20 protein-coding genes are annotated in these 22,104 nt (G+C 65.0%); 5 read left to right on the top strand and 15 right to left on the bottom strand.

The annotated features are described in order from the left end of the window. The first annotated feature begins 27 nt into the window (after positions 1-27). Positions 28-843 (top strand): NAD(+) diphosphatase, encoded by an 816-nt coding sequence (gene nudC / locus R2770_18275; GenBank protein ID MEZ5282410.1) that lies wholly within the window; start codon positions 28-30, stop codon positions 841-843. On the opposite strand, the gene rsfS is transcribed toward nudC, so the two are convergent. Then, positions 836-1,231: a ribosome silencing factor gene (gene rsfS / locus R2770_18270; GenBank protein ID MEZ5282409.1), complete on the bottom strand. Its 396-nt coding sequence runs from the start codon at positions 1,229-1,231 to the stop codon at positions 836-838. The genes nudC and rsfS overlap by 8 nt on opposite strands. Positions 1,232-1,268: 37 nt before the next feature. Then, positions 1,269-2,648 (bottom strand): LCP family protein, encoded by a 1,380-nt coding sequence (locus R2770_18265; protein ID MEZ5282408.1) that lies wholly within the window; start codon positions 2,646-2,648, stop codon positions 1,269-1,271. 348 nt (positions 2,649-2,996) lie between these two features. Here R2770_18265 and R2770_18260 point away from each other — a divergent pair, with 348 nt between their 5' ends. Together R2770_18260 and R2770_18255 are read left to right on the top strand one after the other, a co-directional pair. Further along, positions 2,997-3,839 carry a sigma-70 family RNA polymerase sigma factor gene (locus tag R2770_18260; GenBank protein ID MEZ5282407.1) on the top strand — a complete coding sequence of 281 codons (843 nt, stop codon included), beginning with the start codon at positions 2,997-2,999 and terminating at the stop codon, positions 3,837-3,839. Positions 3,840-3,923: 84 nt separating this feature from the next. Next, positions 3,924-5,279 carry a 3-deoxy-7-phosphoheptulonate synthase class II gene (locus R2770_18255; GenBank protein MEZ5282406.1) on the top strand — a complete coding sequence of 452 codons (1,356 nt, stop codon included), beginning with the start codon at positions 3,924-3,926 and terminating at the stop codon, positions 5,277-5,279. Between the two features lie 13 nt (positions 5,280-5,292). On the opposite strand, the gene R2770_18250 is transcribed toward R2770_18255, so the two are convergent. The 5 genes from R2770_18250 to R2770_18230 all read right to left on the bottom strand — a co-directional run bounded on the left by R2770_18250 (position 5,293) and on the right by R2770_18230 (position 10,771). Then, entirely contained in the window at positions 5,293-6,084 is a 792-nt protein-coding gene (locus R2770_18250; GenBank protein ID MEZ5282405.1) for a hypothetical protein, read from the bottom strand. 39 nt (positions 6,085-6,123) lie between these two features. After that, a complete protein-coding gene (locus tag R2770_18245; GenBank protein ID MEZ5282404.1) occupies positions 6,124-6,969 on the bottom strand; it encodes a hypothetical protein in 846 nt (281 codons plus the stop codon). Between the two features lie 93 nt (positions 6,970-7,062). Beyond that, positions 7,063-8,499 carry a VWA domain-containing protein gene (locus tag R2770_18240; protein MEZ5282403.1) on the bottom strand — a complete coding sequence of 479 codons (1,437 nt, stop codon included), beginning with the start codon at positions 8,497-8,499 and terminating at the stop codon, positions 7,063-7,065. An 88-nt stretch (positions 8,500-8,587) separates the two neighbouring features. Next, positions 8,588-9,466: a MoxR family ATPase gene (locus R2770_18235; GenBank protein MEZ5282402.1), complete on the bottom strand. Its 879-nt coding sequence runs from the start codon at positions 9,464-9,466 to the stop codon at positions 8,588-8,590. A 54-nt stretch (positions 9,467-9,520) separates the two neighbouring features. Beyond that, positions 9,521-10,771, bottom strand: a complete 1,251-nt coding sequence (locus tag R2770_18230) for a glutamate-5-semialdehyde dehydrogenase (GenBank protein ID MEZ5282401.1) — start codon at positions 10,769-10,771, stop codon at positions 9,521-9,523. A 108-nt stretch (positions 10,772-10,879) separates the two neighbouring features. On the opposite strand from R2770_18230, the gene R2770_18225 reads away from it, so the two are divergent. After that, a complete protein-coding gene (locus tag R2770_18225; protein ID MEZ5282400.1) occupies positions 10,880-12,196 on the top strand; it encodes an AAA family ATPase in 1,317 nt (438 codons plus the stop codon). Between the two features lie 14 nt (positions 12,197-12,210). Here R2770_18225 and R2770_18220 read toward each other — a convergent pair whose 3' ends face one another. Then, positions 12,211-13,527 carry a hypothetical protein gene (locus tag R2770_18220; GenBank protein ID MEZ5282399.1) on the bottom strand — a complete coding sequence of 439 codons (1,317 nt, stop codon included), beginning with the start codon at positions 13,525-13,527 and terminating at the stop codon, positions 12,211-12,213. 66 nt (positions 13,528-13,593) lie between these two features. Here R2770_18220 and R2770_18215 point away from each other — a divergent pair, with 66 nt between their 5' ends. Then, positions 13,594-14,193: a PilZ domain-containing protein gene (locus R2770_18215; protein ID MEZ5282398.1), complete on the top strand. Its 600-nt coding sequence runs from the start codon at positions 13,594-13,596 to the stop codon at positions 14,191-14,193. 34 nt (positions 14,194-14,227) lie between these two features. Here R2770_18215 and proB read toward each other — a convergent pair whose 3' ends face one another. The 7 genes from proB to R2770_18180 form a co-directional block, all read right to left on the bottom strand. After that, a complete protein-coding gene (gene proB / locus R2770_18210; GenBank protein ID MEZ5282397.1) occupies positions 14,228-15,313 on the bottom strand; it encodes a glutamate 5-kinase in 1,086 nt (361 codons plus the stop codon). A 7-nt stretch (positions 15,314-15,320) separates the two neighbouring features. Next, the gene (gene obgE / locus R2770_18205; GenBank protein MEZ5282396.1) at positions 15,321-16,568 is read right to left on the bottom strand and encodes a GTPase ObgE; all 1,248 of its coding nucleotides are present in this window, start codon (positions 16,566-16,568) and stop codon (positions 15,321-15,323) included. Between the two features lie 108 nt (positions 16,569-16,676). After that, positions 16,677-16,928, bottom strand: coding sequence for a 50S ribosomal protein L27 (gene rpmA / locus R2770_18200; GenBank protein ID MEZ5282395.1), 252 nt, complete (start codon positions 16,926-16,928; stop codon positions 16,677-16,679). A gap of 4 nt (positions 16,929-16,932) precedes the next feature. Then, positions 16,933-17,244 carry a 50S ribosomal protein L21 gene (gene rplU, locus R2770_18195; GenBank protein MEZ5282394.1) on the bottom strand — a complete coding sequence of 104 codons (312 nt, stop codon included), beginning with the start codon at positions 17,242-17,244 and terminating at the stop codon, positions 16,933-16,935. A gap of 66 nt (positions 17,245-17,310) precedes the next feature. Beyond that, positions 17,311-19,350 carry an Rne/Rng family ribonuclease gene (locus R2770_18190; GenBank protein MEZ5282393.1) on the bottom strand — a complete coding sequence of 680 codons (2,040 nt, stop codon included), beginning with the start codon at positions 19,348-19,350 and terminating at the stop codon, positions 17,311-17,313. A gap of 15 nt (positions 19,351-19,365) precedes the next feature. After that, positions 19,366-20,136: a TIGR03936 family radical SAM-associated protein gene (locus R2770_18185; protein MEZ5282392.1), complete on the bottom strand. Its 771-nt coding sequence runs from the start codon at positions 20,134-20,136 to the stop codon at positions 19,366-19,368. After that, positions 20,133-22,082: a TIGR03960 family B12-binding radical SAM protein gene (locus R2770_18180; GenBank protein ID MEZ5282391.1), complete on the bottom strand. Its 1,950-nt coding sequence runs from the start codon at positions 22,080-22,082 to the stop codon at positions 20,133-20,135. The genes R2770_18185 and R2770_18180 overlap by 4 nt, the downstream gene beginning before the upstream one ends. Between the last annotated feature and the right edge of the window lie 22 nt (positions 22,083-22,104).

Raw genomic sequence — 22,104 nt, 5'->3', positions numbered from 1 at the left:
CTCGCCAGGCGAGTAGCGTCATTCGTCATGGCCTTCGAACCAAGAGTGACCCCACCAGACGATGCCGACCCATCTGAGGCGCACTGGATAATCGTCAGGTCGAGCCGTGTGGTGGTGGAAGCCGGGGCCGAGTCATTGCCGTTCGGGCCGATGCCCGCCATCCAACGCCACCGGGCACAACACTTCCTGGGAATGCTCGATGGGCGGCCGGTGTGGGCCGTCGACCTCGACGACGAGGAAGAACCACCCGACTGGCACGAACTGCTCGACCTGAGAACCCTCTATTCGAGGGTGCCCGAAACCCAGTGGGCCCTGGCGGGCAAGGCCGAACAGATCGTTCAATGGGATCGCACCCACCGCTTCTGTGGCCGCTGCGGTGAGGCAACAGAACTGCACACCTCGGACAGGGCCCGCGTGTGCCCGTCTTGCGGGCTACTGGCATACCCGAGGTTGGCGCCGGCGGTCATCGTGCTGGTCGAGCGCGAAGACGGGCGAGCCCTGCTGGCACACGGTCGTCAGTTTCCGGGCAGGTTCTTTTCGACCCTGGCCGGTTTCGTCGAACCCGGCGAAGATCTCGAGACGTGTGTGGCACGAGAGATCAAAGAAGAGGTCGGCATCGATGTCGACCAGATCCGCTACTTCGGAAGCCAGCCGTGGCCGTTCCCGCACTCGTTGATGATCGGGTTCACTGCACGTTATGCGGGCGGCGAGCTTCAGATTCAGGAGGAGGAGATCGTCGAGGCCGGTTGGTACAGCTACGACGACCTGCCGCCGTGCCCTCGAGGTGGCATGTCGATTGCGGGCAAGCTGATCGAGGACTGGATCGCCCGCAGCTCTAGCTGAGCGCTTCCTCGTCGACCCAGCGCAGCCTGGGCGCCTCGCTCCAAAGCCGTTCGAGGTCATAAAAGCGGCGGCTGTCGGCGTGGAAGACGTGCACCACGAAGGCGCCGAAGTCGAGCAGCACCCACATGCCTTCTCGCATGCCCTCGATCTGCACCGGGCCGGCCCCGCCTGCCTTCTTCACCTGCTCTTCGACCTCTTCGGCGATGCGGCGAACCTGACGAACGTTCGGGGCGCTGGCGATGACGAAGTGATCGGTCACGCCCAACATGTCGCCGACGTCGAGAACGACGATGTCGTTGGCCTTGATCTCCGACGCCCCCTCGATGGCGGCGCGGACCAACGCAGGAAGATCTTCGACTGTCAGATCCGTGGCGTCAGGGTCGGGCACTCGAACAACGCTATCGGCACGAACACCGCGTTGCCGATCATGGTCCCGAGATGGCATTTGTACCGGCCTGGTCGACGACCGGCGCCACGTCGGGTTGGATCTCGACCAGGTCTGCCAGGTCGGAACCGACCACGATGGTGATGTCGACGACGTCGATCGGCTCGAGCTGTTTGACGACCTCGCCAACCCCAAGGGCATCACGGATGGCGACCGCCGCCTCGCGCTGTTCATCGTGGTAGTAGACGACCTGGGTAACACGATGATCGAACCGAGCGGCGTTGTCGACCAGCTCGACCGACGCGAACGCCGGGTTGATCAGCCGAGCGATAGGCGCAGACAACCCCGGCCGACCGACACCGTTCAGCAACTGCACCCTCGTGCGTGCCGAACCGGTTGCGCGGCTGGGGTCGAGCCTGACGATCGAGTCCTCGAGACTGGCACGGTCGACGCTGTACAGCTCGCCTTCTCCGCCAACGAGGTCGACGTCGAGTATCCGATACTCGACCTCGGTGCGGCGGGCGGCCAACTCGTCGAGGAAGTCGTCGAAATCGGTACCGAACGAGCGCTCGTCGGCCACCACCGCAGAGCGGGCTTCCAGCAGCGAAACCCAGAACTCTTGGTGTCGCACCAGGCGCTGCAGTTCGGTCTCGGCGACTCCGCGGCGAGCCAGATAGTCGGAGGCATCGGATGCTTCCAACAGCAGGGCTCCGGCCGGATACAGAACCTCGATGCGATCGCGGTCGGTTGCCTGATCCAGACGGCGCGGGTTGTCGACCAGCAGCGGATCGAAGGAGCGCACCAGCTCGGTCACATCGGCCGGTGTCAGCTCGACGATGTGGTCGAAGCCGATCGTCAGCAGGTTCTCGACCGCCAGCGAAGACAACTCGATACCGCCGATTCGGGTCGCTTCGGACAAGGTGTCGAGCCCGATGCCAGGCACCTCGACCATCAGGGTCGAGGGGGCGAACAACACGACGGCGTCGCCCGATTCGTGCAGCGAGATCATCGTGAACCCCACGCTGTCGCCGGCTCCGTCGGTTTGAACCAGAAGTGCAGTGGTACTGGTGCCCGCATCGACAACCTCACCCGCTTGGGCGGCGGCACCCTGGGAGCCTTCTTCCGAGCTCAGGTACTGGTGATACCCGACATAGGCGAGCCCGCCCAAAGACACCAGCAGGATCAGCAGTGGGGCGACGATGCCCCGGGTGGACCTTTGAGGTCTCGCTGTGGACGTGTAGCGCGCCCGGCTGGTAACCCGCGTGGCGCCGAGCGGCACCGAAGGCCGGCCCGCAGCGCGGCGCCCGGCGCTGCCGCGCCTAGGCAATCGAACCTGAGCATCGCGCAGGTATCCGCCCTCGCTGTGGGCGTCTTGATCAAAAAGGCCTGGAGGCCCCGAGATATCCCCATCGTTGGTCACCGCTTCGACTCCCTCACGCCGCCGGTGAGTCTCAAGTCGACCGCCGCGATCGCCGAATAACCCCTGTATTTCCAGGAGAAAACATGCGACAATTGACGGCCGGCTTGAGCGCCCATCGCCTCACAACTGCGAGCGGCGCCGGTCCAGCCTCGGGTTTGAACCCGCCCAGTAACGGGTACACCAAAGAAGTGGCAGTGGTGTGATAGCTTTCACAGTGTTGACGGGAAGTTTTCGCGCTAGCGCACCGTTGAACCACGCACGGAGTCGAAATAACAAGCTCGCCTTACAGCCCACTAGGCGAACAACCGAACTCCCCCAGATGACAGTGAGCAAGAAGTCAAGGATCCGATGAGCGATTCAGTTGGACAGTATTTGAACGAGATCGGCGCAGTTGCCCTCCTCACCGCCGACGACGAGCGCATGCTCGCGCAACAGATCGAGGCCGGCCGCGAGGCCCGCGAACGGCTCGAGAGTGGCGAGGATCTCAGCGCCGCCGACAAGCGCCGCCTCCGCAAGGATGTGAGCACCGCTGCGGCAGCCCGCGACCGTTTCATTCGGGCCAACCTGCGCCTGGTCGTGTCGATCGCCCGGCGTTACCCCCTGCCTCCGGCCATGGAACTGCTGGACCTGATCCAGGAAGGCAACCTCGGGCTCGAGCACGCCGTCGAGAAGTTCGACTGGCGCAAGGGATTCAAGTTCTCGACCTACGCGACTTTCTGGATTCGCCAGTCGATAGGCCGGGCCCTCGACCAGAAGGCGAGCCTCGTGCGCCTGCCTTCGGACCGCTCGGCCAGCCTTCGGGCCGCCCTGCGTGCCAACTCGGGCGACACCGAAGCCCTCGACGACGAACACGCTTGGCTGCAGCGCATCTCGACGCCGACCTCGCTCGACCGCACGGTTGGCGACGACGGCGACTCGACGCTGATGGACCTGGTTCCCGATGCCAAGGACGGCCCCGAGGCCGAGATCCTCGACCGCACCGAAAAGGACCTGGTCGTCGGCCTGCTGAACAACCTCGACGCCCGGGCCCGCCGTGCCGTCGAGCAGCGCTTCGGGCTCAATGACGGCGAGAAGCGCAGCTACCGCGAGGTCGGCGAGGAACTCGGCGTAACCGCCGAAGCTGCCCGCAGGCTCGTGAAGCGTGCCGTCAACGACCTGCGCCAGGACGCCGAGCGCATCGTCGCTGCCTGATCAGACCCATCCCGCAGCCCAGCGCCGTCGTCTGCTGAATTTCAGTGGCGGCGGCGCTTGCGCGTAGAGCACCATGTGAGTCCCATGACGATGACCTGGACCCCATCAAGCTGGACCGACCGTCCCGCCAAGCAGCAGCCTGTGTGGCCAGATGCCGAAGCTGTCAGGCAGGTGACCTCTGAGCTAGCCAAGCGGCCACCCCTGATCTTCGCCGGCGAGGCCCGTTACCTCACCGACGAGTTGGCCAGGGTCGCTCGGGGCGAGGCCTTCTTGCTTCAGGCCGGCGACTGCGCCGAGTCATTCGACGTGGGCACCGCGGATGCCATTCGCGACAAGCTCAAGGTGATTCTGCAGATGGCCGCAGTGCTGCAGTATTCGGGCGGAGTTCCGGTGGTGAAGGTCGGCCGGATCGCAGGGCAGTTCGCGAAACCTCGCTCGTCCGACATCGAAACCCGCGACGGGGTTTCGTTGCCGTCGTTTCGCGGCCACATCGTCAACGACATCGACTTCGACGAACAGGCTCGCATTCCCGACCCAGCACGCCTGTTGAGGGCTTACGACCAGTCGGCCTCGACCCTCAACCTGTTGCGCGCATTCACCAAGGGTGGCTACGCCGACCTCCGCCAGGTCCACCGCTGGAACCAGGAGTTCGTCGCCGACAGTCCAGCAGGCCGGCGCTACGAACAGATCGCCGACGGGATCGATCGAGCCCTTCGCTTCATGCAGTCGGCGGGTATCGACCTCGACGACGCTGCCATGCGCCAGGTGAACCTGTACACCAGCCACGAGGCGCTGCTTCTCGAATACGAACAGGCTCTCACCCGCCAAGACTCCATCACTGGCGATTGGTACGACTGTTCGGCCCACATGTTGTGGATCGGTGAACGCACCCGCGAACTCGACGGTGCCCACATCAAGTTCCTGTCGGGTGTTCACAACCCGATCGGCTGCAAGGTAGGGCCCACCATGGAGCCCGACGAGGTGGTGGCCCTGTGCGAGGCCCTGAACCCGGGTCGCATCGAGGGTCGGTTGACCCTGATCACTCGCATGGGTGCCGACGTGCTCGGCGAACGCCTGCCACCACTGCTCGAGGCGGTCAAGAAGTCTGGCCACCCCGTGGTCTGGGCCTGCGACCCCATGCACGGCAACACGTTCTCCACCGAAACCGGCACCAAGACCCGCCACTTCGACGCCATCATGCGCGAGGTGCAGGCCTTCTTCGAAGCCCATCGCGCGGCGGGCACCTGGGCTGGCGGCCTCCACATCGAGCTGACCGGCGACGACGTGACCGAGTGTCTCGGCGGCAGCCAGTCGCTGGAAACGGCCGACCTCGAGTCGCGCTACGAGACCATGTGCGACCCGCGTCTCAACGGCCGTCAGTCGCTGGACCTCGCATTTCGTGCCGCCGAGGAGCTCACCTACTCACGCGGCCCGGCTTAGCCCAGTCGGGCTATCAGAAGCCCTCCAACACCAAGCGGCCCTCACCATTGCCGACGCCCAGCGACGCAGCCAAGTTCAGCTCCGTGCCGTTCTTGGCCTCCAGCGTCACCGCACCGCCGACCAGGCCAGACATCTCGAGCCCATAGGCGAGCGCCATCGACGTGGTCTCGGCGAACGGGTCCGACCCGTGAGGGGCGTCGGTTCCCCAGCGCCCAAACGTCGCCGCTGGCACACCTGGCGATGCCTCGAAGCCAAAGCGACCCCAGTCGGCTTCGATCCGAAGGTTGTCTCCCTCCAGCACCGCCGACCCGCCGATCGCGGCATCGACCACCGAGGTCGTTCTACACACCTGACGGGCCCCGGTTGCCTCGCAAGTGGTGGCTGCCAGGTCGAACCTGACGCGTCCGTCGATTACGAACTCGACCGGCGCACCGGGCTCGACTTCGCCGTCGGGCACAGTCCCGTCCTCGGGCGCCACCCGCACGAGGCGCAACTCGACGTCGGCGTGCATCTCGGCGTCGAACCAGTCGTCACCCGCAACCTGGCGCCATCGCATCACTAGCCGCGGTTCGTCGTCTTCACCCAGATGCTGTTGTGGGTCCGGAACCATCACGATGTCCAGATCGGTCCTGGCGGCGCCGCTGGGCAGCTCGGAGGGATCGGTGATGATGCGCACCGCCGACCTCGTCGGCACCGACTGGACTGTGCCGTCGGGTTCCGAGCGGTCGAACCTCTCTGCCGCCGACACCGGCGGAGCACACGCGCCCAGCAACAACATGGCCGCGATCAGGTGACGACGATTCACTCATCGTTCGTCGGCCCTCCATCCGGCCGGATTAGCGCGCTAGCCGATCTGCAGCTCGCCCTCGGCCGAGAATCCGATCGCCCGCAACAACCTGTCGGGGTCGCCGATGATGAGCTCGACGGGTGTTCCCACAACTCGGGTGGCGATGGAATCGCCCATCGATGTGAGGCTGCGAGTGGTGCGGAACCCAGACGAATCGGTGATCTCGACCGTTACCTCGGGCAGCGCCTTTTGAGAGCCGTACGCACCCAGACCCTGCCATTCGAGCCCCAGCCTGGCGACACCGCCGTCGACGGCCACGATGCCCTCGATCGAACCATCGGTTGCCCGCACGAGATTGCAGTCATCTACATGTGGCGCCGGCCGGCACTGGCTCTCGATCAGATCGAATCGAACCGAGCCGGCGGCCCGATACCAGCGTGTGAGCCTGAATCGGCCCGCGTCGGCCTCGTCGATCAGTCCGAGGTCGACCAGGGCTTCGTCGTCGATGGGATACAGGTCGACGTCGATATCGGCCCGAAGGTCGAGCGTGCCTTCCGGCAGTTCCTCCTCGAGTTTCCACCAGCCCGAGATCTGCAGTTCGACACCCGCAGGCACCGACGAAGTGGTCGGGCGAGCGGGCGCCGGCCCGTCGTCGGCATCGGCCGAGCCATCGACCGACACAGAACCATCGACCTGGGTCGTCGTGGTGGTGTCTGGATCTGTGCTGGCGGCGTCCGTGGTGTCGGAGCCGTCGTCGGCGACCAGGAAACGATCGACGACTTCGGGGCGGTGCATTCGCTCGTCGACCTTTTGGCCCAGTTCGCACCCGGCCAGCACAAAGAGTGCCGCGCCGGCCAGCGCGACAGGTCTCAGCGTTCGCAACCTCGGGGACAGACCCACCACGCCTAGAGTCTGCCCCGCCGCGCCCAGCGGCCACACGTCGCCCCCGGCATTCGTCGCCGAATCGTAAGAATGCTCGGGGTCAAACGCAGAGCGTCACGCCAGGTGATCGACGAAGCGCTCCAGTTGACGCAGATTGCGGCACTCGAACACGCCATCACAGTGCGCGCCGTAGTCGCCGATGACCGAATCGCCCGTGTCCCAATAGGACCGGGGCTCGGGGTTGAGCCAAAAGACGTTGCGAGCCTTCTTGCGCGCCTCTTTCAAGATCCAGGCGTTGGTGGCGTGATAGTTGTTGCGCGCATCACCGAGGAACAGCACGGTGCTCTTGGGGCCGATCTCGTGACCCCAGTTGTCCCAGAACACCTGGAATGCGTGGCCATAGTCGCTGTGCCCGTCGACCCAGATGACGTCGGCTTCGGTGTTGACCCGATGAACCGCCCGGGTGATGTCTTCTTCGCCCTGGAACAGATGAGTCACCTCGTCGATGCCGTCGATGAAGACGAACGAGCGCACCTTGGAGAACTGGGCCTGCAACGCATAGACAAGGTGCAAGGTGAACCGTGCGAAAGCAGCAACCGAGCCCGAGATGTCGGCGACGACGAACAGCTCTGGTTTGTTGGGTCGTGGATACTTGAACTTGGGTTCGGCCGGAACGCCGCCGTATGACAGTGAGGCCCGAACCGTGGAGCGAAAGTCCAGCGGACCGCGCCGCTTGTGCTTGCGCTTGCGGGCCAACCTGGCTGCCAACTTGCGGGTCAGGGGTTGAATGGCCTTGCGGATCGACGCCATCTCGTCACGGCTGGCGTGCATGAAGTCGACGTCTTCTGGCAGCGGCTTGCGCAGCGTCTTGGCCATCGCCTCGACGCCACGGTCGGCCACGAGGCGTCGGCGTATCTCGGCCTCGATCTCCTTCTTGAGCTCGTCGATGCGATGCTGGAACTCTTCTCGCTCGAGTCGCTTCTCGAGCTCGGTGAGGCCCTGAGGAGCCTGCTGCTCGGCCTCTTGCATGAGCCGGTCGAGCATGCCCTCGAGGTCGAGGTTTCGCAGGGTCCGATACAGGTAATAGGTGCCGCCCACCGGTCGGCCCGGTTCCATTCCCGCATATTTGGACACCGCGGCCCTGGCCATGGCACGCATGAGGGCGTCGTCGCCTTGCATCATCGCCCTGTACAACATCTCTGCCAGCTCTTCTGGCGACATGTCGCCACCGCCGGCGCCGTCTTGTTGCTGGGCCTGCATCTGCTGCAGCTGCTCTTGGAGCCACTGTTCGAGGTCGCCCTCGGCCAGCTGGTCCTCGTTGACGTTGTACTGCGGACCGCGATGCGAGAAGTACACCTCGAACACCGTCTCGAACGCCCGCCAGTGGCTGTCGTTCTTGACCAGCGTCGCGGCGAGCGCATACTTGAACGCGTCGCGGTCTTCGATGGGAATGTGGGTGACCGCGTTCATCGCGTCGAGGTTCTCTGTCAACGAAACCGGCAGCCCGGCACGTCTCAGCTCGACGATGAAACCCGATAGCAGATCTAGCATGGAGTTTCTCCCTCGGACCCGTCCTCCTACGAGGTAAGCGTTTCGCCGGCTGGCGAAAGGCGTACCCGGCCGAAGGCCGAACCCAGACTCAGTCGGACAGTTCCTTGAACGCCTTTTCGATGTCGGTCTGGTACTTCAGCAAGATGTGCAGGGTTTCCTTGGCCTGTTCGGCGTCGATGCTCTGGATGCCGAGCAACACCAGGGTGCGAGCCCAGTCGAGAGTCTCCGACACAGAAGGCGACTTCTTCAGCTCGAGCTGGCGGATCGAACGCACGATGCGGGCGACCTGGTCGGCCAGGTTCTCGCTGATGCCCTCGACCTTGGTCAGCACGATCTGCTTTTCGCGATCCATCTGTGGGTAATCGATGTGCAGGAACAGGCACCGACGCTTGAGGGCCTCTGACAGCTCGCGGGTGTTGTTGGAGGTCAGGAACACCATCGGGATCTGCTTGGCGGTCATGGTGCCGAGCTCGGGGATCGAGACCTGATAGTCGGACAGGATCTCGAGCAGCAGGGCCTCGGTCTCGACCTCGACCCTGTCGATCTCGTCGATCAGCAGCACAACCGGGTCGTCGGCACGGATCGCTTCGAGCAGCGGCCTGGTCAGCAAGAACTCGTCGCTGAACAGGTCATCGTGCAGCTCTTCCCAGTTGTGGTCCTGGCCGCTCTCGGCCTGGATGCGAAGAAGCTGCTTCTTGTAGTTCCACTCGTACAGGGCCTTGGCCTCGTCGATTCCTTCGTAGCACTGCAGGCGGATCAGCCGGGCCCCCAGGATTTCGGCAACCGACTTGGCGAGCTGGGTCTTGCCGGTGCCGGCCGGACCCTCGACCAGAATCGGCTTGTCGAGCCGGTCGGCCAGGAACACCACGCTGGCGATGCCCTCGTCGGCGAGGTACTCGACGTCCTTCAGCTTCTCGCGAACCGATGGGACGTCGGCAAACCGCGTGATGTTCTCGGGAGCTGTCATGTGGAAGGTCTTCCTTGATATTGATGGGGGACTGGGTCTGGATGGCCGGGTAGATCAGCCTCGCACATGGCCGTGGCCACGAACGACGTACTTGATGGTGGTCAGCTGCTCGAGCCCCATGGGACCCCTGGCGTGCAGCTTCTGGGTGGAGATGCCGATTTCGGCACCAAATCCGAACTCTTCGCCGTCGACGAACCGTGTCGAGGCGTTGACCAGACACGCTGCCGCGTCGACCTCGTTGACGAAACGGTCGGCGGCCGACAGATCGTTGGTGACGATGGCCTCGCTGTGACCGCTGGAGGTCTGGTTGATGTGCTCGATGGCTTCGTCGAGCGAATCGACGACCTTCACCGACATCTTGTAGTCGAGGAACTCGGTTGCGAAATCTTCCTCGGTGGCCTCACCGATGGTGGCGACGATGGCCCGCGAAGCCTCGTCTCCGACCAACTCGCAGCCTTGCAGCGCCGACACCGCGGCTGGCAGGAACTGGGCAGCAACCGCAGAGTGAACCACCAGGGACTCGGCCGCGTTGCACACCGATGGCCGTTGCATCTTGGCGTTGACGACAATGTCGGTGGCCATGGACAAATCGGCCGCAGCGTCGACGTAGACGTGGCAGTTGCCGTCTCCGTCGATGATGTAGGGCACGGTGGCGTTGTCGAGGATCGACTGGATCAACGACCTGCCACCCCGGGGGATGAGGCAGTCGACGTACTGGTCGAGCTGCATGAACTGGACTGCGGCCTCGCGCGAGACGTCCTCGACCAGTACCAGGGCATCGGCGGGCAGGCCGACCTTGACCAGCCCTTCCCGCAGGACATCGGCGATGGCGGTGTTGGAAGAAATGGCCATGCCCGATCCGCGCAGGAATGCGACATTGCCCGACTTGAGGCACAGACCAAAAGCGTCGCTGGTGACGTTGGGTCGGCTCTCGTAGATGATCGCCACGACACCCAGGGGCACCCTGACCTGCTCGATGCGCAGCCCGTTGGGACGCACCCAGCCCCGCGGCACCGAACCGACCGGGTCTTCCAGCGACGCGACCTGGCGCAACCCGTCGGCCATGGCTGCGACGCGCTTTTCGTCGAGGCGCAGGCGCTCGATGAGGGTGGGGGCGGTTCCCTCGGCCTCTGCACGCTCGACATCCCGGGCATTGGCCGCCAACAGATCGTCGGTGCGCTCGACGAGAAGCTGGGCACAGGCCAAGAGGGCGTCGTTCTTAGTCGCCGAGCCGATCGTGGCCAGTTGACGCGACGCAGCCTTGGCGCGCGCTCCGAGCTGTTGCATGGGCGAGGGTTCGGCCATTCCGACAGCCTACTAATCGGCTCGGCGGCAGGCCCCATCGGATTTGACGCCCCCTGCCAGATGCGAACGCGCGCTTCATCTCCGAACCGGTTCGACCGATCGAGAACCATGACTTCCTCGACGACCACCAGCGCGTTCGAGTCGGCGATAGTTGGGTTCGTCGCCAGCCTGGACGACCTGCAGGTCGACGCCACCCGCGATGCGTTCGAGATATGCAGGGCGATGATCGACGTCGACGGCATGCTCACCGACGAGGAGCTGCTGCGCTTCGTCGAGGTGTTCGCCCCCAAGATTCCCGGGCTGCAGACCAAGACTCCCGCCGAACTGCGCCGTTCGAAGTTCTTCACGCGGACCAGGACCTTCCTTCAGCAGCCGTCACCGCTGTTCCACCGCCTGGTGGGGTCAGACCAAGCCGACCATGGGTGCCGCGCCGCCACCTACCTGACCAGGGCGGTCGAGTTGATGCACACCATCGCATCGCTGGACGCACACGTATCTCACGTCGAGTTGGCTGCGATCGACGGCTTTCGCAAGGTGCTGACGACGGCGGCCAACGATGCGGGCGTGCCGGCACAACTGAGCGACGACCATGGCACCAATGCCGGGCGAACCACCGAGGAACCGCAGAGCCTGCGCGAGCTGATCGCCGAGCTCGATTCCTTGATTGGGCTCGAACCTGTGAAGCAGCGGGTGAGGCAGCTGTGCGACCTGCTGACGATCATGCAGATGCGCCGCGAGCGAGGCTTGATGGTGCCGGCGATGACCCATCACCTGGCCTTCGTGGGCAATCCTGGAACGGGCAAGACCACGGTGGCGCGCCTGATCGGCCGTATCTACCGGGCGTTGGGGCTGCTCGAGAAGGGCCACCTCGTCGAGGTCGATCGGGCCGACCTGGTGGCCGGATATGTGGGCCAGACGGCTACGAAGGTCGACGAGGTGATCGCATCTGCCGTCGACGGGGTGCTTTTGATAGACGAGGCATACGGGCTGGTCCGCGGAACCGACGAGTACGGCGCTGAAGCCGTCGACGCCCTGGTCAAACGGATGGAAGACCACCGCGACCGGGTCGTCATCATCTTGACCGGCTACCCCGACGAGCTGAACGCGCTGCTCGACAGCAACCCTGGGCTGAGATCGAGAATCGCCAGGGTGATCGAGTTCCCCGACTACACCGACGAGGAACTGGTGGCGATATTCGCCAGAACGGCCGCGGCATCTGGCTACGGATCGGGGATGGTGCTGGAGACGGTCAGGCGCAGGTTCGCCAGCACACCGCGAGATCGACAGTTCGGCAACGGACGAGCCGCCAGGCAGCTGTTCGAAGACATGATGATCGAACACGCGTCGAGGGTCGCCCAGATGGACTATCCGAGCGAACGCGACCTGGTCGAGCTCTTGCCAGAGGATCTGCCGGCGATCGCCTAGGCAGCCCCCAACACCTACACCGCAAAGGTCAGGATCGATACGTTGTTCAGACCGAAGGTGGGGGGTGGATCTATCCGCCGCACGGCCGCGCTCTCGACACGAGCTCGCACCAGACGTTCCGCGCCCGTAGTGACGTCCACGGCATACAGATCGAACTGGGCTCCGCAATCGGGCAGGTCGACGGCTACCAGGAGTTCGAACGGCGAGATGAAGCCCACCGGACGGCCCGATCGCCCAGCCATCACCGGCAACGGGTAGCCACCGGCGGCCAGGTCGATGACCTCGACGGCTCGTCCGCCCTGGCACGTCCCTTCGGCGAAGGCCATCAGCTTGCCGTCGGATCCGACCACCAGATCGGTGAGGGGCGACGCCGACTCGTGGAGCAGTTCGGGGACATAGCCACCGGATGGGTCGAGCACGATCTCGTCGACCGTCCCGTCATCGAGGGTCACCTCCCTGGCCGCGCCGGCGAGATCGAAGCGGTGCAGCGTGGTGGCACCTTCGGGGCTCTCGACGACAAACAAGATCTGGGCACCGTCGAAACCCAGCGCCACCTCGGCTATTCGACCGCCGTTCTGGGGATACAGCAGGGGCCTACCTTCCCCGCCCTCGATATTGGTCACCCACAGCGAGTCTCCGGCGAAAGCTGGGTCGGCGCCCACCACCAGCAGATTCTTGCCGTCGGGGTGGTAGTCGACCTCCGACACGGCAAATCCGATCGGCAGCGACCGCCTGAAGCCCCCATCGAGATTCGACACCTCGACGGCGCCATCGGCCACCCACACCAGGTTGAACCCGGTCGGGCGCGAGAACTGGGTGTGTTGTCGCGCCAAGCCGTCGGCGGCCTGGCCGTCGACGCCGGCGTCGAGCGCCTCGACGCGACCGTCGCTGAACACGACCTTGTCTGCCTGGGCGCTCCAGGCGACGACCCTCGACCCCGAATCGAGGAACAACAGGCACATCGGCTGCCCGTCGAACCCGATACCAAACAGCCGCTCCTCGGCCGAGAAGGTCGTTTGCACCGACAACAGCGGCGCATCGAGCCCCAGACAATCCTGCGGAAGGTCGGGTTGCTCGGGCGCCGGGGCAAGTGTGGTCGATGTCGTTGCTTCGACCGTGGTCGATGGTTGGGTGGGGTCGGTGTCCTCAGCCGCGGCGGCGGTCGTATCGTCATCGGCCACAGCGGTCGACTCGGCGGAATCTGCGTCGGCGTCGGGCTGGGCCGGCGCCGGCTCGGAGGTCGATTGGTCGTCGAAAGCGACGGTGCTGTCGCCGCTGTCGCTCGAGCACGACGACAAGAGGGCGACGAGAACCAGTGCCACGATGCTCAAAACACGGTTGGTAGCTGCCGATGGACAGGGCATGTCGGACATGTTGGCAGACGGCGGAGGTATCTGATGCTCGCCCCCCCGCCTGGGACGGTGCTCACAGTCGAGGTGGCCTGGGGAGCCGACGTACGCCTGCTGCGCTGCAACACTGTCGCATCGCTCGATGACGTAGTGCGTCTGTCGTGCGACGACTCTCTTGCCGGCACAGATCTCGGGCCCGGCGACCAGGTACTACTGCGCTGGAACACCAGCGATGGCACCTGCGCAGCTTGGGCGGTCCTTCGGTCGATCAGCCAGGCCACCACCCCATCGCTGGTAGTCGAACTGCCGAGCACCGGCCCAGAACGGCGGGTGCGCACCCGCGCCAGCGGCCAATGGCCGTGTGTGTGCGCCGTCGACAGCGCAACCACCGCCAAAGGCACAATCGTCGACATCGGAATTGGCGGAGCGAAGCTGCTGACCGATCTGGGCGACGTCGCCCTGGGACAAAGGCTTGCCATCCGCACCGAACAAGCCACGGTCAGCGGACGCGTCGTATCACTGTTCGTGTCATCGGACGGACCTGCAGAGATGCGAGTGCGCTTCGAAGACCTCGGCCTGGAAGACCTCATCGCCATCGGCGAGATGCTCGGAGACCCGTTCCCGAGGCCCAAACACCCCGTCCACTAACCGGCGAGCACGACCAGTACCCACGGCGGCTCGCCTAACCGGCGAGCACGACCATGTCATCTCGGTGGACGGTTTCGTTCACCAGACCCGCCGGCATGTCCCTGGTACGCAACCCAGCCACCGAACGCAACGACTTGGCATCGGCCCTGACAAGACCCTTGGCAAACATCGTGCCGTCTGGCCCCAGAATCTCGACCCCGGCATCGGGGCCGAACTCTCCCCTGACCTCGAGCACACCCGCTGGCAACAGCGATGTGCCCTTGGCCACCAGCGCTTCGCGAGCCCCGGCGTCGACCACGATCTCGCCCTCGGGATTCACCGCGAACGCTATCCACAGCTTCCGGGCGGCCAGCCGCCTCTCGTGGGCCAGCACGGTGGTGCCCACACCGGGCCGCCCATCGATGGCGTCGATGACCACACCCGGCCGCTTTGCCGCAGCGATCACCGTGCGCACCCCAGACCACGAGGCCATCTTGGCCGCAGCCAGCTTCGACGACATACCACCGCTGCCCCTGGCGCCGGCACCACCGGCAAGACGTTCGAGCTCGCGGTCGATCGTCGAGATCTCCTCGATCAGCGAAGCGTCGCTGGAGATCCTCGGATCGGCGGTCAGAAGCCCCGGAGCGTCGGTCAACAGCACCAGCAGATCAGCGTCCATCAGGTTCGCGACCAGTGCGGCGATTCGGTCGTTGTCGCCATAACGAAGCTCGTCGTCGGCGATGGCATCGTTCTCGTTGATTATCGGCAGCACGCCCATCTCGAGCAGCCGCCCGATGGTGCCCCTGGTGTGTACGTACTGCTGGCGCACCATGAAATCGAGCGGAACCACCAGGGCCTGACCGGCCACCACGCCATGACGGGCCAACGTCTCGCGATAAACGCGCATCAGCTCTATCTGGCCCACCGCAGACACGGCCTGCAGCGTCCGCATGTCGGAAGGCCTGTCCAAGCCCAGAACCTGCAACCCGGCGGTGACAGCACCGCTGGTCACCAACACCACCTCGTGGCCCGAACGGCGAGCGTTGACCATGTCGCCGCACAGCTTGTCTATTGCCAGCGTGTCGACCTCGCCCGCCTGTGCGGTGACCGAGGATGTCCCGATCTTGACGACGACTCTCAAGGTGACCTCAGACGTCTGATTCGTAGTCGAATGCAAAGTCGCCGATGATGACGGTGTCGCCGTCCTTGGCACCAGCGCGCGCCAACGAACGATAGACCCCCAACTGCGCCAGGCGATTCTGGGCGTACGCAAGCGCGTCGATGTCGGTCAGATCCGAAAGCGCAACCGCTCGCCTTGCGTCGCGCCCCAGGACCTCGAGGGTCTGATCGTCGATGCGAACGACCTCTACACCCTCGGGAGCCGGGCGGTGAACCACGAACCCCTCACCCGATGTCGGCTCGGCCTGACGGGCCTCCGTGACCATTGTCAGCAGGCGTTCGACCAGACGATCGACCCCATCGTGGGTCACCGCCGAAATGACCGGACCGTCGAACCCGATCTCGTCCAGGTTTGGCACCATGTCGGCCTTGGTGCCGATGGTCAGCCGAGGCCGGGCCAGCAGCTCGGGCTTGTAGGCGCCCAACTCGGTCAGCAAAGCCAGCTCCTGATCTTCGGGCGAGCGACCGTCGACGGGGGCCAGATCGACCATTATCAACAGAACCCTGGCCCGTTCGACGTGACGAAGGAACTGGTGCCCCAATCCCCTGCCCTCGGCCGCGCCCTCGATGAGGCCGGGGATGTCGGCCACGACCATCTCGCGACCCGACCTGCGCACGACGCCCAGATTGGGCACCAGCGTGGTGAACGGATAGTCGGCGATCTTGGGTCGCGCGGCCGAGATCACGGAGATGAGCGTGCTCTTGCCGGCATTGGGGAAACCCACCAGGGCCACATCGGCCAGCAGACGCAGCTCGAGGTTGTACCAGGTCTCCTGACCCACCTCGCCCTGCTCGGCAAAGCTCGGCGCCCGGCGCCGGTTCGACAAGAACCGCGCATTGCCACGCCCGCCCTTGCCACCTTCGGCGGCCAGCCAACGGTCGCCCTGCTGAGTCAGGTCGGCCAAGACCTCACCGTCGAACGACTTGACCGTGGTGCCCTCGGGCACCGGCACCTCGAGGTCTGCACCCCGCCGGCCGTGCATACGTTTGCCCTGACCGTGAACACCGTTGTCGGCACGACGAAATGGGAAGTCGCGAAACGCCAACAGAGAAGAGACGTTGCGATCGGCTACCAACCAAACGTCGCCGCCGTCGCCGCCATCGCCACCGTCTGGCCCTCCCTTGGGCGTGTGGGCCTCACGACGGAACGAAACACAGCCCGCTCCACCATCGCCTGCACGTGAGTGAAGCTGGCACTGGTCGACGAATTCGGACATGTGAACGAGGATACGAGCCCCAGGCTGGGAGTCGCGGGGCTCAGAGCGCGAAACAGCCCGCCGCTGGCGTCGGCGGGCCCGTTTCTGAGTTTGTCAGAAAGCCTGGGTTCAGGCCGGAAGAACGTCGACGAGCTTGCGGCCCCGACGAGATCCGAACTTGACGACGCCATCGGAGGTGGCGAAGAGGGTGTCGTCGTTGCCGCGGCCGACATTGTCACCCGCGTGGATACGGGTGCCGCGCTGGCGAACGATGATGCTGCCCGCAGTCACCGTCTGGCCGTCGAACACCTTGACGCCAAGACGCTTGGCCTTGGAGTCGCGCCCGTTGCGTGTGGAGCCGCCGCCCTTCGTCTTCGACATTGGATCAGCCCTTCGTTATGGAGGTGATCTCGACGTCGGTGTAGCGCTGGCGATGGCCGAACCGACGACGGTTGTTGGTCTTGTTCTTGTAGGTGAACCCGTTGATCTTCGGGCCCTTGACCTCGCCGAGCACCCGACCCGTCACCGAAGCGCCCACGAGTTCATCGGGGGTCGCCAAGACGGTGTCGCCGTCGGCCAACATGACGAGATCGAAGGCGACATCGTCGCCCTCGGAAGCGCCCAGCAGGTCGACGCGAACGGTCTGGCCGACCTCGACCTTTTCTTGCCGTCCGCCGGCTGAGATTACTGCATACATACGGCCGACCATTCTAACGGCACCGTCGCCGGGCGCGCACGAAGAAATTCTGCATTATCGCCAAACCTACTTGGGCAGGGCGTTGTCTTGGAAGACGATGCCCCTGCCCTCGCACTGTTCGCAGGCCGAAGTGACGGACTCGAGCAGGCCCTCGCCGATGCGCTTGCGGGTCATCTCGACCAGACCCAGATCGGTGATGTCATAGGCCTGGGTTCGGGTCTTGTCACGCGCCAAGGCGTCGCGGAAGACCCGCATGACCTCGTCACGATGCTTCTTGACCTCCATGTCGATGAAGTCGATGACGATGATTCCGCCGATGTCTCGCAGCCTCAGTTGCTTTGCGATCTCCTCGGCGGCCTCGAGGTTGTTCGAGAACACCGTCTCCTCGAGGTTCGACGAACCGACGTTCTTGCCGGTGTTGACGTCGATGACCGTGAGGGCCTCGGTGTGTTCGATGATGAGCGAGCCACCAGAGGGCAGCCACACCTTGCGATCGATCGCCCGCCTGAACTGCTCGGCGACGTGGAACCGCTCGAACAATGGCAGGGTCTCGACCTTGGGATCGTGGAACTCGATGCGATCGGCCAACGCAGGGGTGACCGTCTCCATGTATCCCTTGACCTGCTCGTACAGGGCACGGTCATCGATGATGACCCCGCGATACTCCTTGCTGAACTCTTCGCGGATGACCCGCACCGCCATGTCGGGCTCGCGGAACAACAGGGCTGGGGCCTTGGCCGAACCGGCCAGGCGCTCGATCTCGGTCCACTGCTGGGCCAGCCGGGCAACATCGCGCTCGATCTCTTCGGCCGTGACACCCTCGGCTGCTGTTCGCACGATCAGGCCGTGGCCCTCGGGCTTGATGCGGTCGAGGATCGAGCGCAGGCGCTTGCGCTCCTTGTCGGGCAGGCGCTTGGAGATGCCGTAGGTGGCGCTGTTGGGAACCATCACCACAAAACGGCCGGGCAACGATACCTCGGTGGTGAGGCGAGCGCCCTTGTGCCCTATCGGGTTCTTGGTGACCTGGCAGATGATCGCCTGCTTGGCCTTCAGCAGGTCTTCGATTCGGGGGCCGTCCTTGGGCCGCTTGCGCGACTTGCGGCCCTTGGCCGGTGATGGCCCGGCCGAGTCGAGATCGTCCTGGTCGAAGGTGACATCGCCACGGTAGAGAACCGCGTTCTTGGGTGTGCCGATGTCGACGAAGGCGGCCTCCATACCCGGCAGGACGTTCTGGACTCGCCCCAGATAGATGTTGCCGTGGATCTGCGAAACATCGTCGGCCGGGCGGCTGACGTAGTGCTCGATGAGTGAGCGGCCTTCCAGGACGGCGATGTGGGTGACGTCACCGTGGACGTGAACCGCCATCTGATAACGGCCCGCAGGGCGCCCCTTGCGCTCGCGTCCGCGCCTGCGCTGCAGCTCGGCTTCGTCCAGCTCGACCGGCGCATCGTCGACGAGGGTTGCCTCGACCGGTGCCAGGTCCTTGCGCGAAGCACCGCCGCGGCCGCCCTGACGTTGACCTGACGAGCCGCCCTGGGGCTGCTTCTGGCCGTTCTCGGCTGCCTGCGAGGGCTTGCCACGGCCGCGACCCCGGCCCCCTCGACGCCGACGGCGCTGGCCCGATCCCTCGCCCGACTTGGCCTGGTCTTGCTCGCCATCGGCGGCACCGGCGGGTGCCGGCCTGCTGTCGCCGATGCGCGGCTTGGGCGTAGCAGCAGGGGGCAGCGGCGGAAGCTTGGCCGCAGCCTCTTTGGCATCCTCGCCCGGTTGTGCCTGGTCTGTGGTGTCTCGAGGCGCCGGCTCGGATGCCTCGGATGCGTTGGGCGCAGGCTTTGCACCAGCACCCCTGGGGGTTCGTGGTTTTGACGCGCCCGAGATGCGGCGCGTGCGTTTGCGAGGAGCCTCGCCCGAGTCGCCCGCCTGGGCTGCCTCGTTGTCTGGAGACGCTTGGGGCTCGGGCGGCTGTTTGTCGGCCCGAGCCTCGGTGTCAGCCGATGACTCCTTCTGGTCCTGTGTGACGATTCGACGGCGACGAATCGTCGGCCCTGACCCGCCTGATGCGGGCTGAGACTCGACGACGTGTCCCGTGTCGGGAGTGTCGTTCACTCCTGGTTTCCCTTCTCATGACGCACGCACCATGGCGTGCGGAGCGAGCGGCGCTACCGGAGCCAGTGGCTCCAGGTGCGAACCTGCCTGCTCTTTCCATTGGTGGGTGCGCTTGGCCCTCGTCAGCTCGCAACCCGGCGCCAGGACCGGAACGAGTTCGGAGGGGCGAACGACACGTGGCTTGGCCGACAAGTCGGCCTGCAACCACGTGCCCCAATCGCTCGGACCGATGACCTCCAGGCGGTGAATTGACGGCCTGATGTCTTCGGTGCGTTCGGCACCCTTGTGTTCTCGTGTCGTCTGCAACGACACCGATTCGAGGACTCTGGTCACCGCGGCGCGGGCGTCTTCGGGTTCGAGATCGGAGATCTCGAACTCCCACCCGCACATGACGATCTGCTCCTGGAGTGATTCGCCACGGTTCTCGAGCACCTCAACGGCCTGGACGTCGATCCCATCGGGCAGTGCCTGCGAGAGCAACTGGGACAGCGACTCGATGTCGAAACGTCGGCCATCGGCCAACCCCACACCGACGAGGGCGCCATCGAGTTCATCGGGCGCAGCGACGGTGATGTCCAGGTATTCACCGGCGGATTCGTAGCCGGTAGGAAGCGCCAGGCCAAAGCCCAGCTTGGGTCGTGGGGAGAAGCCTTCGCTGTACGCGACCGGCATCCCCACCTTTCGAAGCGTTCGTTCCCAGATTCGGGCGGTGTCACGATGGCTCGTGTATCGCACCTTGCCCAGCTTCGAGTAACGGATACGCAGAATCGAATTGTTGGTGGTCACGTGCGAACCTCGGCACGCGACAAGCTGACCGGCACCCAGCCGGTCTCGGGAAGGTCTTGGCCTGTGCCCTGACTGCCCCCGGCGGGCGGCACCGGCGAAGCGACGACGTGTTCGACTCCGTACTCGGTGCATGCACCACAGTCGTAGCAGGGAGTCCACCTACAGTCGGGGATTCCGTGGCCGGCCAGGTCGTCTTGCCAGTCTTGCCACAGGAAGTCTTTGTGCAGACCGGCGTGGATGTGCTCCCACGGCAAGATCTCGTCTTCGTGGCGATGCCGGGTTACGACGTGGTCGAGCGATACCCCCTCGGCCTCGCAGCTGTCGACCCACAGGTCGTAGTCGAAGTACTCGCCCCACTCCTGGAACACGCCACCGTTGCGCCAAACCCGCTCGATGACCGCGCCCAGACGGCGATCGCCGCGGCTCGCCAGGCCCTCGATCATCGATGCCTTGGCGTCGTGCCACTTGAGGTTGACCCGGCCGTTGCGGCGGCTGGCGTCGCGCAGCAGGCCGATCTTGCGCCTCATCTCGTCGACCGAGTTCTGCCCGAACCACTGGAAGGGCGTGTGGGCCTTGGGGACGAACCCGCCGAGCGAAACCGTCACCGAAGCGCGGTTGGTGTATTGGCGGCCAAGCTCTACACAGTTGGCGGCCAGGTCGTAGATGCCCAGGGTGTCTTCGTCCATCTCGGAGGGCAGGCCGGTCAGGAAGTACAGCTTCATGCGCTGCCAACCCTGGCTGTATGCCGACTCGACAGCGCCGTAGAGGTCTTCGTCGAGAACCAGTTTGTTGATTATCTGGCGCATACGCCAGGTGCCGGCCTCGGGGGCGAAGGTCAGGCCCGAGCGTCTGGCGTTGGACACCTGGGCCGCCAGGCCCACGGTGAACGCGTCGACCCTGAGGCTGGGCAGCGAGATCGAGGTCTGGCCGCAGCTGGTGGGGTCAGAGACGATGGCGTCGACGACCTCTTCGATGCCCGAGAAGTCTGCGGTGCTGAGAGATGTCAGCGCGACCTCGTCGTAGCCGGTGCGAGACAGGCCTTGGGTCACCATGGTGCGAACCTGGTCGGCCGGCCGCTCGCGCACCGGGCGGGTGATCATGCCCGCCTGGCAGAAGCGACAGCCCCTGGTGCACCCGCGGAAGATCTCGACGTTGAGGCGGTCGTGGACGACCTCGGTCAGGGGAACCAGTGGCGTCTTGGGATAGGGCCAATCGGCCAGGTCGGCGACGGTGCGCTTCTGGACCAGCTCGGGGGCTTCTGGAGCGTTGGGTTCGATGGCGACGATGTCGTGGCCGTCATAGGTGACGTCGTACAGAGACGGGATGTAACAGCCCTGTATCTGAGCTAATTCGCGCAGCAACTGCCGACGCGACCCCTGCGGCTTGCCGGCGGCCTTCCACTGGCGAACCACCTCGGTGATGTCGCCAACCAACTCCTCGCCGTCGCCCAGTGCAACCACGTCGACGAAGTCGGCCATGGGCTCGGGGTTGAACGCCGCGTGGCCCCCGATGACGACGATGGGGTCATCGTCTGCTCGGGCCGCGGCGCGGATCGGCACACCGGCCAGATCGAGGGTCTCGAGAACGTTGGTGTAGACCAGTTCGGCCGCGAGGTTGAATCCGATGACGTCGAACTCGCCGGCCGCGCGGTGGGTCTCGAGCGAGAACAGCGGAATGTTGGCAGCCCTGAGTTCGGCGGCCATGTCTGGCCACGGCGTGTACGAACGCTCGGCGACCGCGTCGTCGCGTTCGTTCAGTATCTCGGCCAAGATCTGGATGCCCTGGTTGGGCAGCCCGATCTCGTAGGTGTCGGGGTAGACGACCAGCCAGGACACCTTGCCGGGAGCATGGCGGGGCACGGTCATGAAGCCCTCGGAGCCGATGTAGCGCGCAGGCTTCTGCACGCGCATCAACAACGGTTCGAGACGCGGCCACAATGACGACATGATTTCGTCATGGTAACCGCAC

The sequence above is a fragment of the Acidimicrobiales bacterium genome (assembly GCA_041394185.1).
In the GTDB taxonomy this organism is placed as follows: domain Bacteria; phylum Actinomycetota; class Acidimicrobiia; order Acidimicrobiales; family Poriferisodalaceae; genus JAAETH01.
Note: the sequence above shows the minus strand (reverse complement) of the source record. Positions and strands in the feature narration are given on the sequence as shown.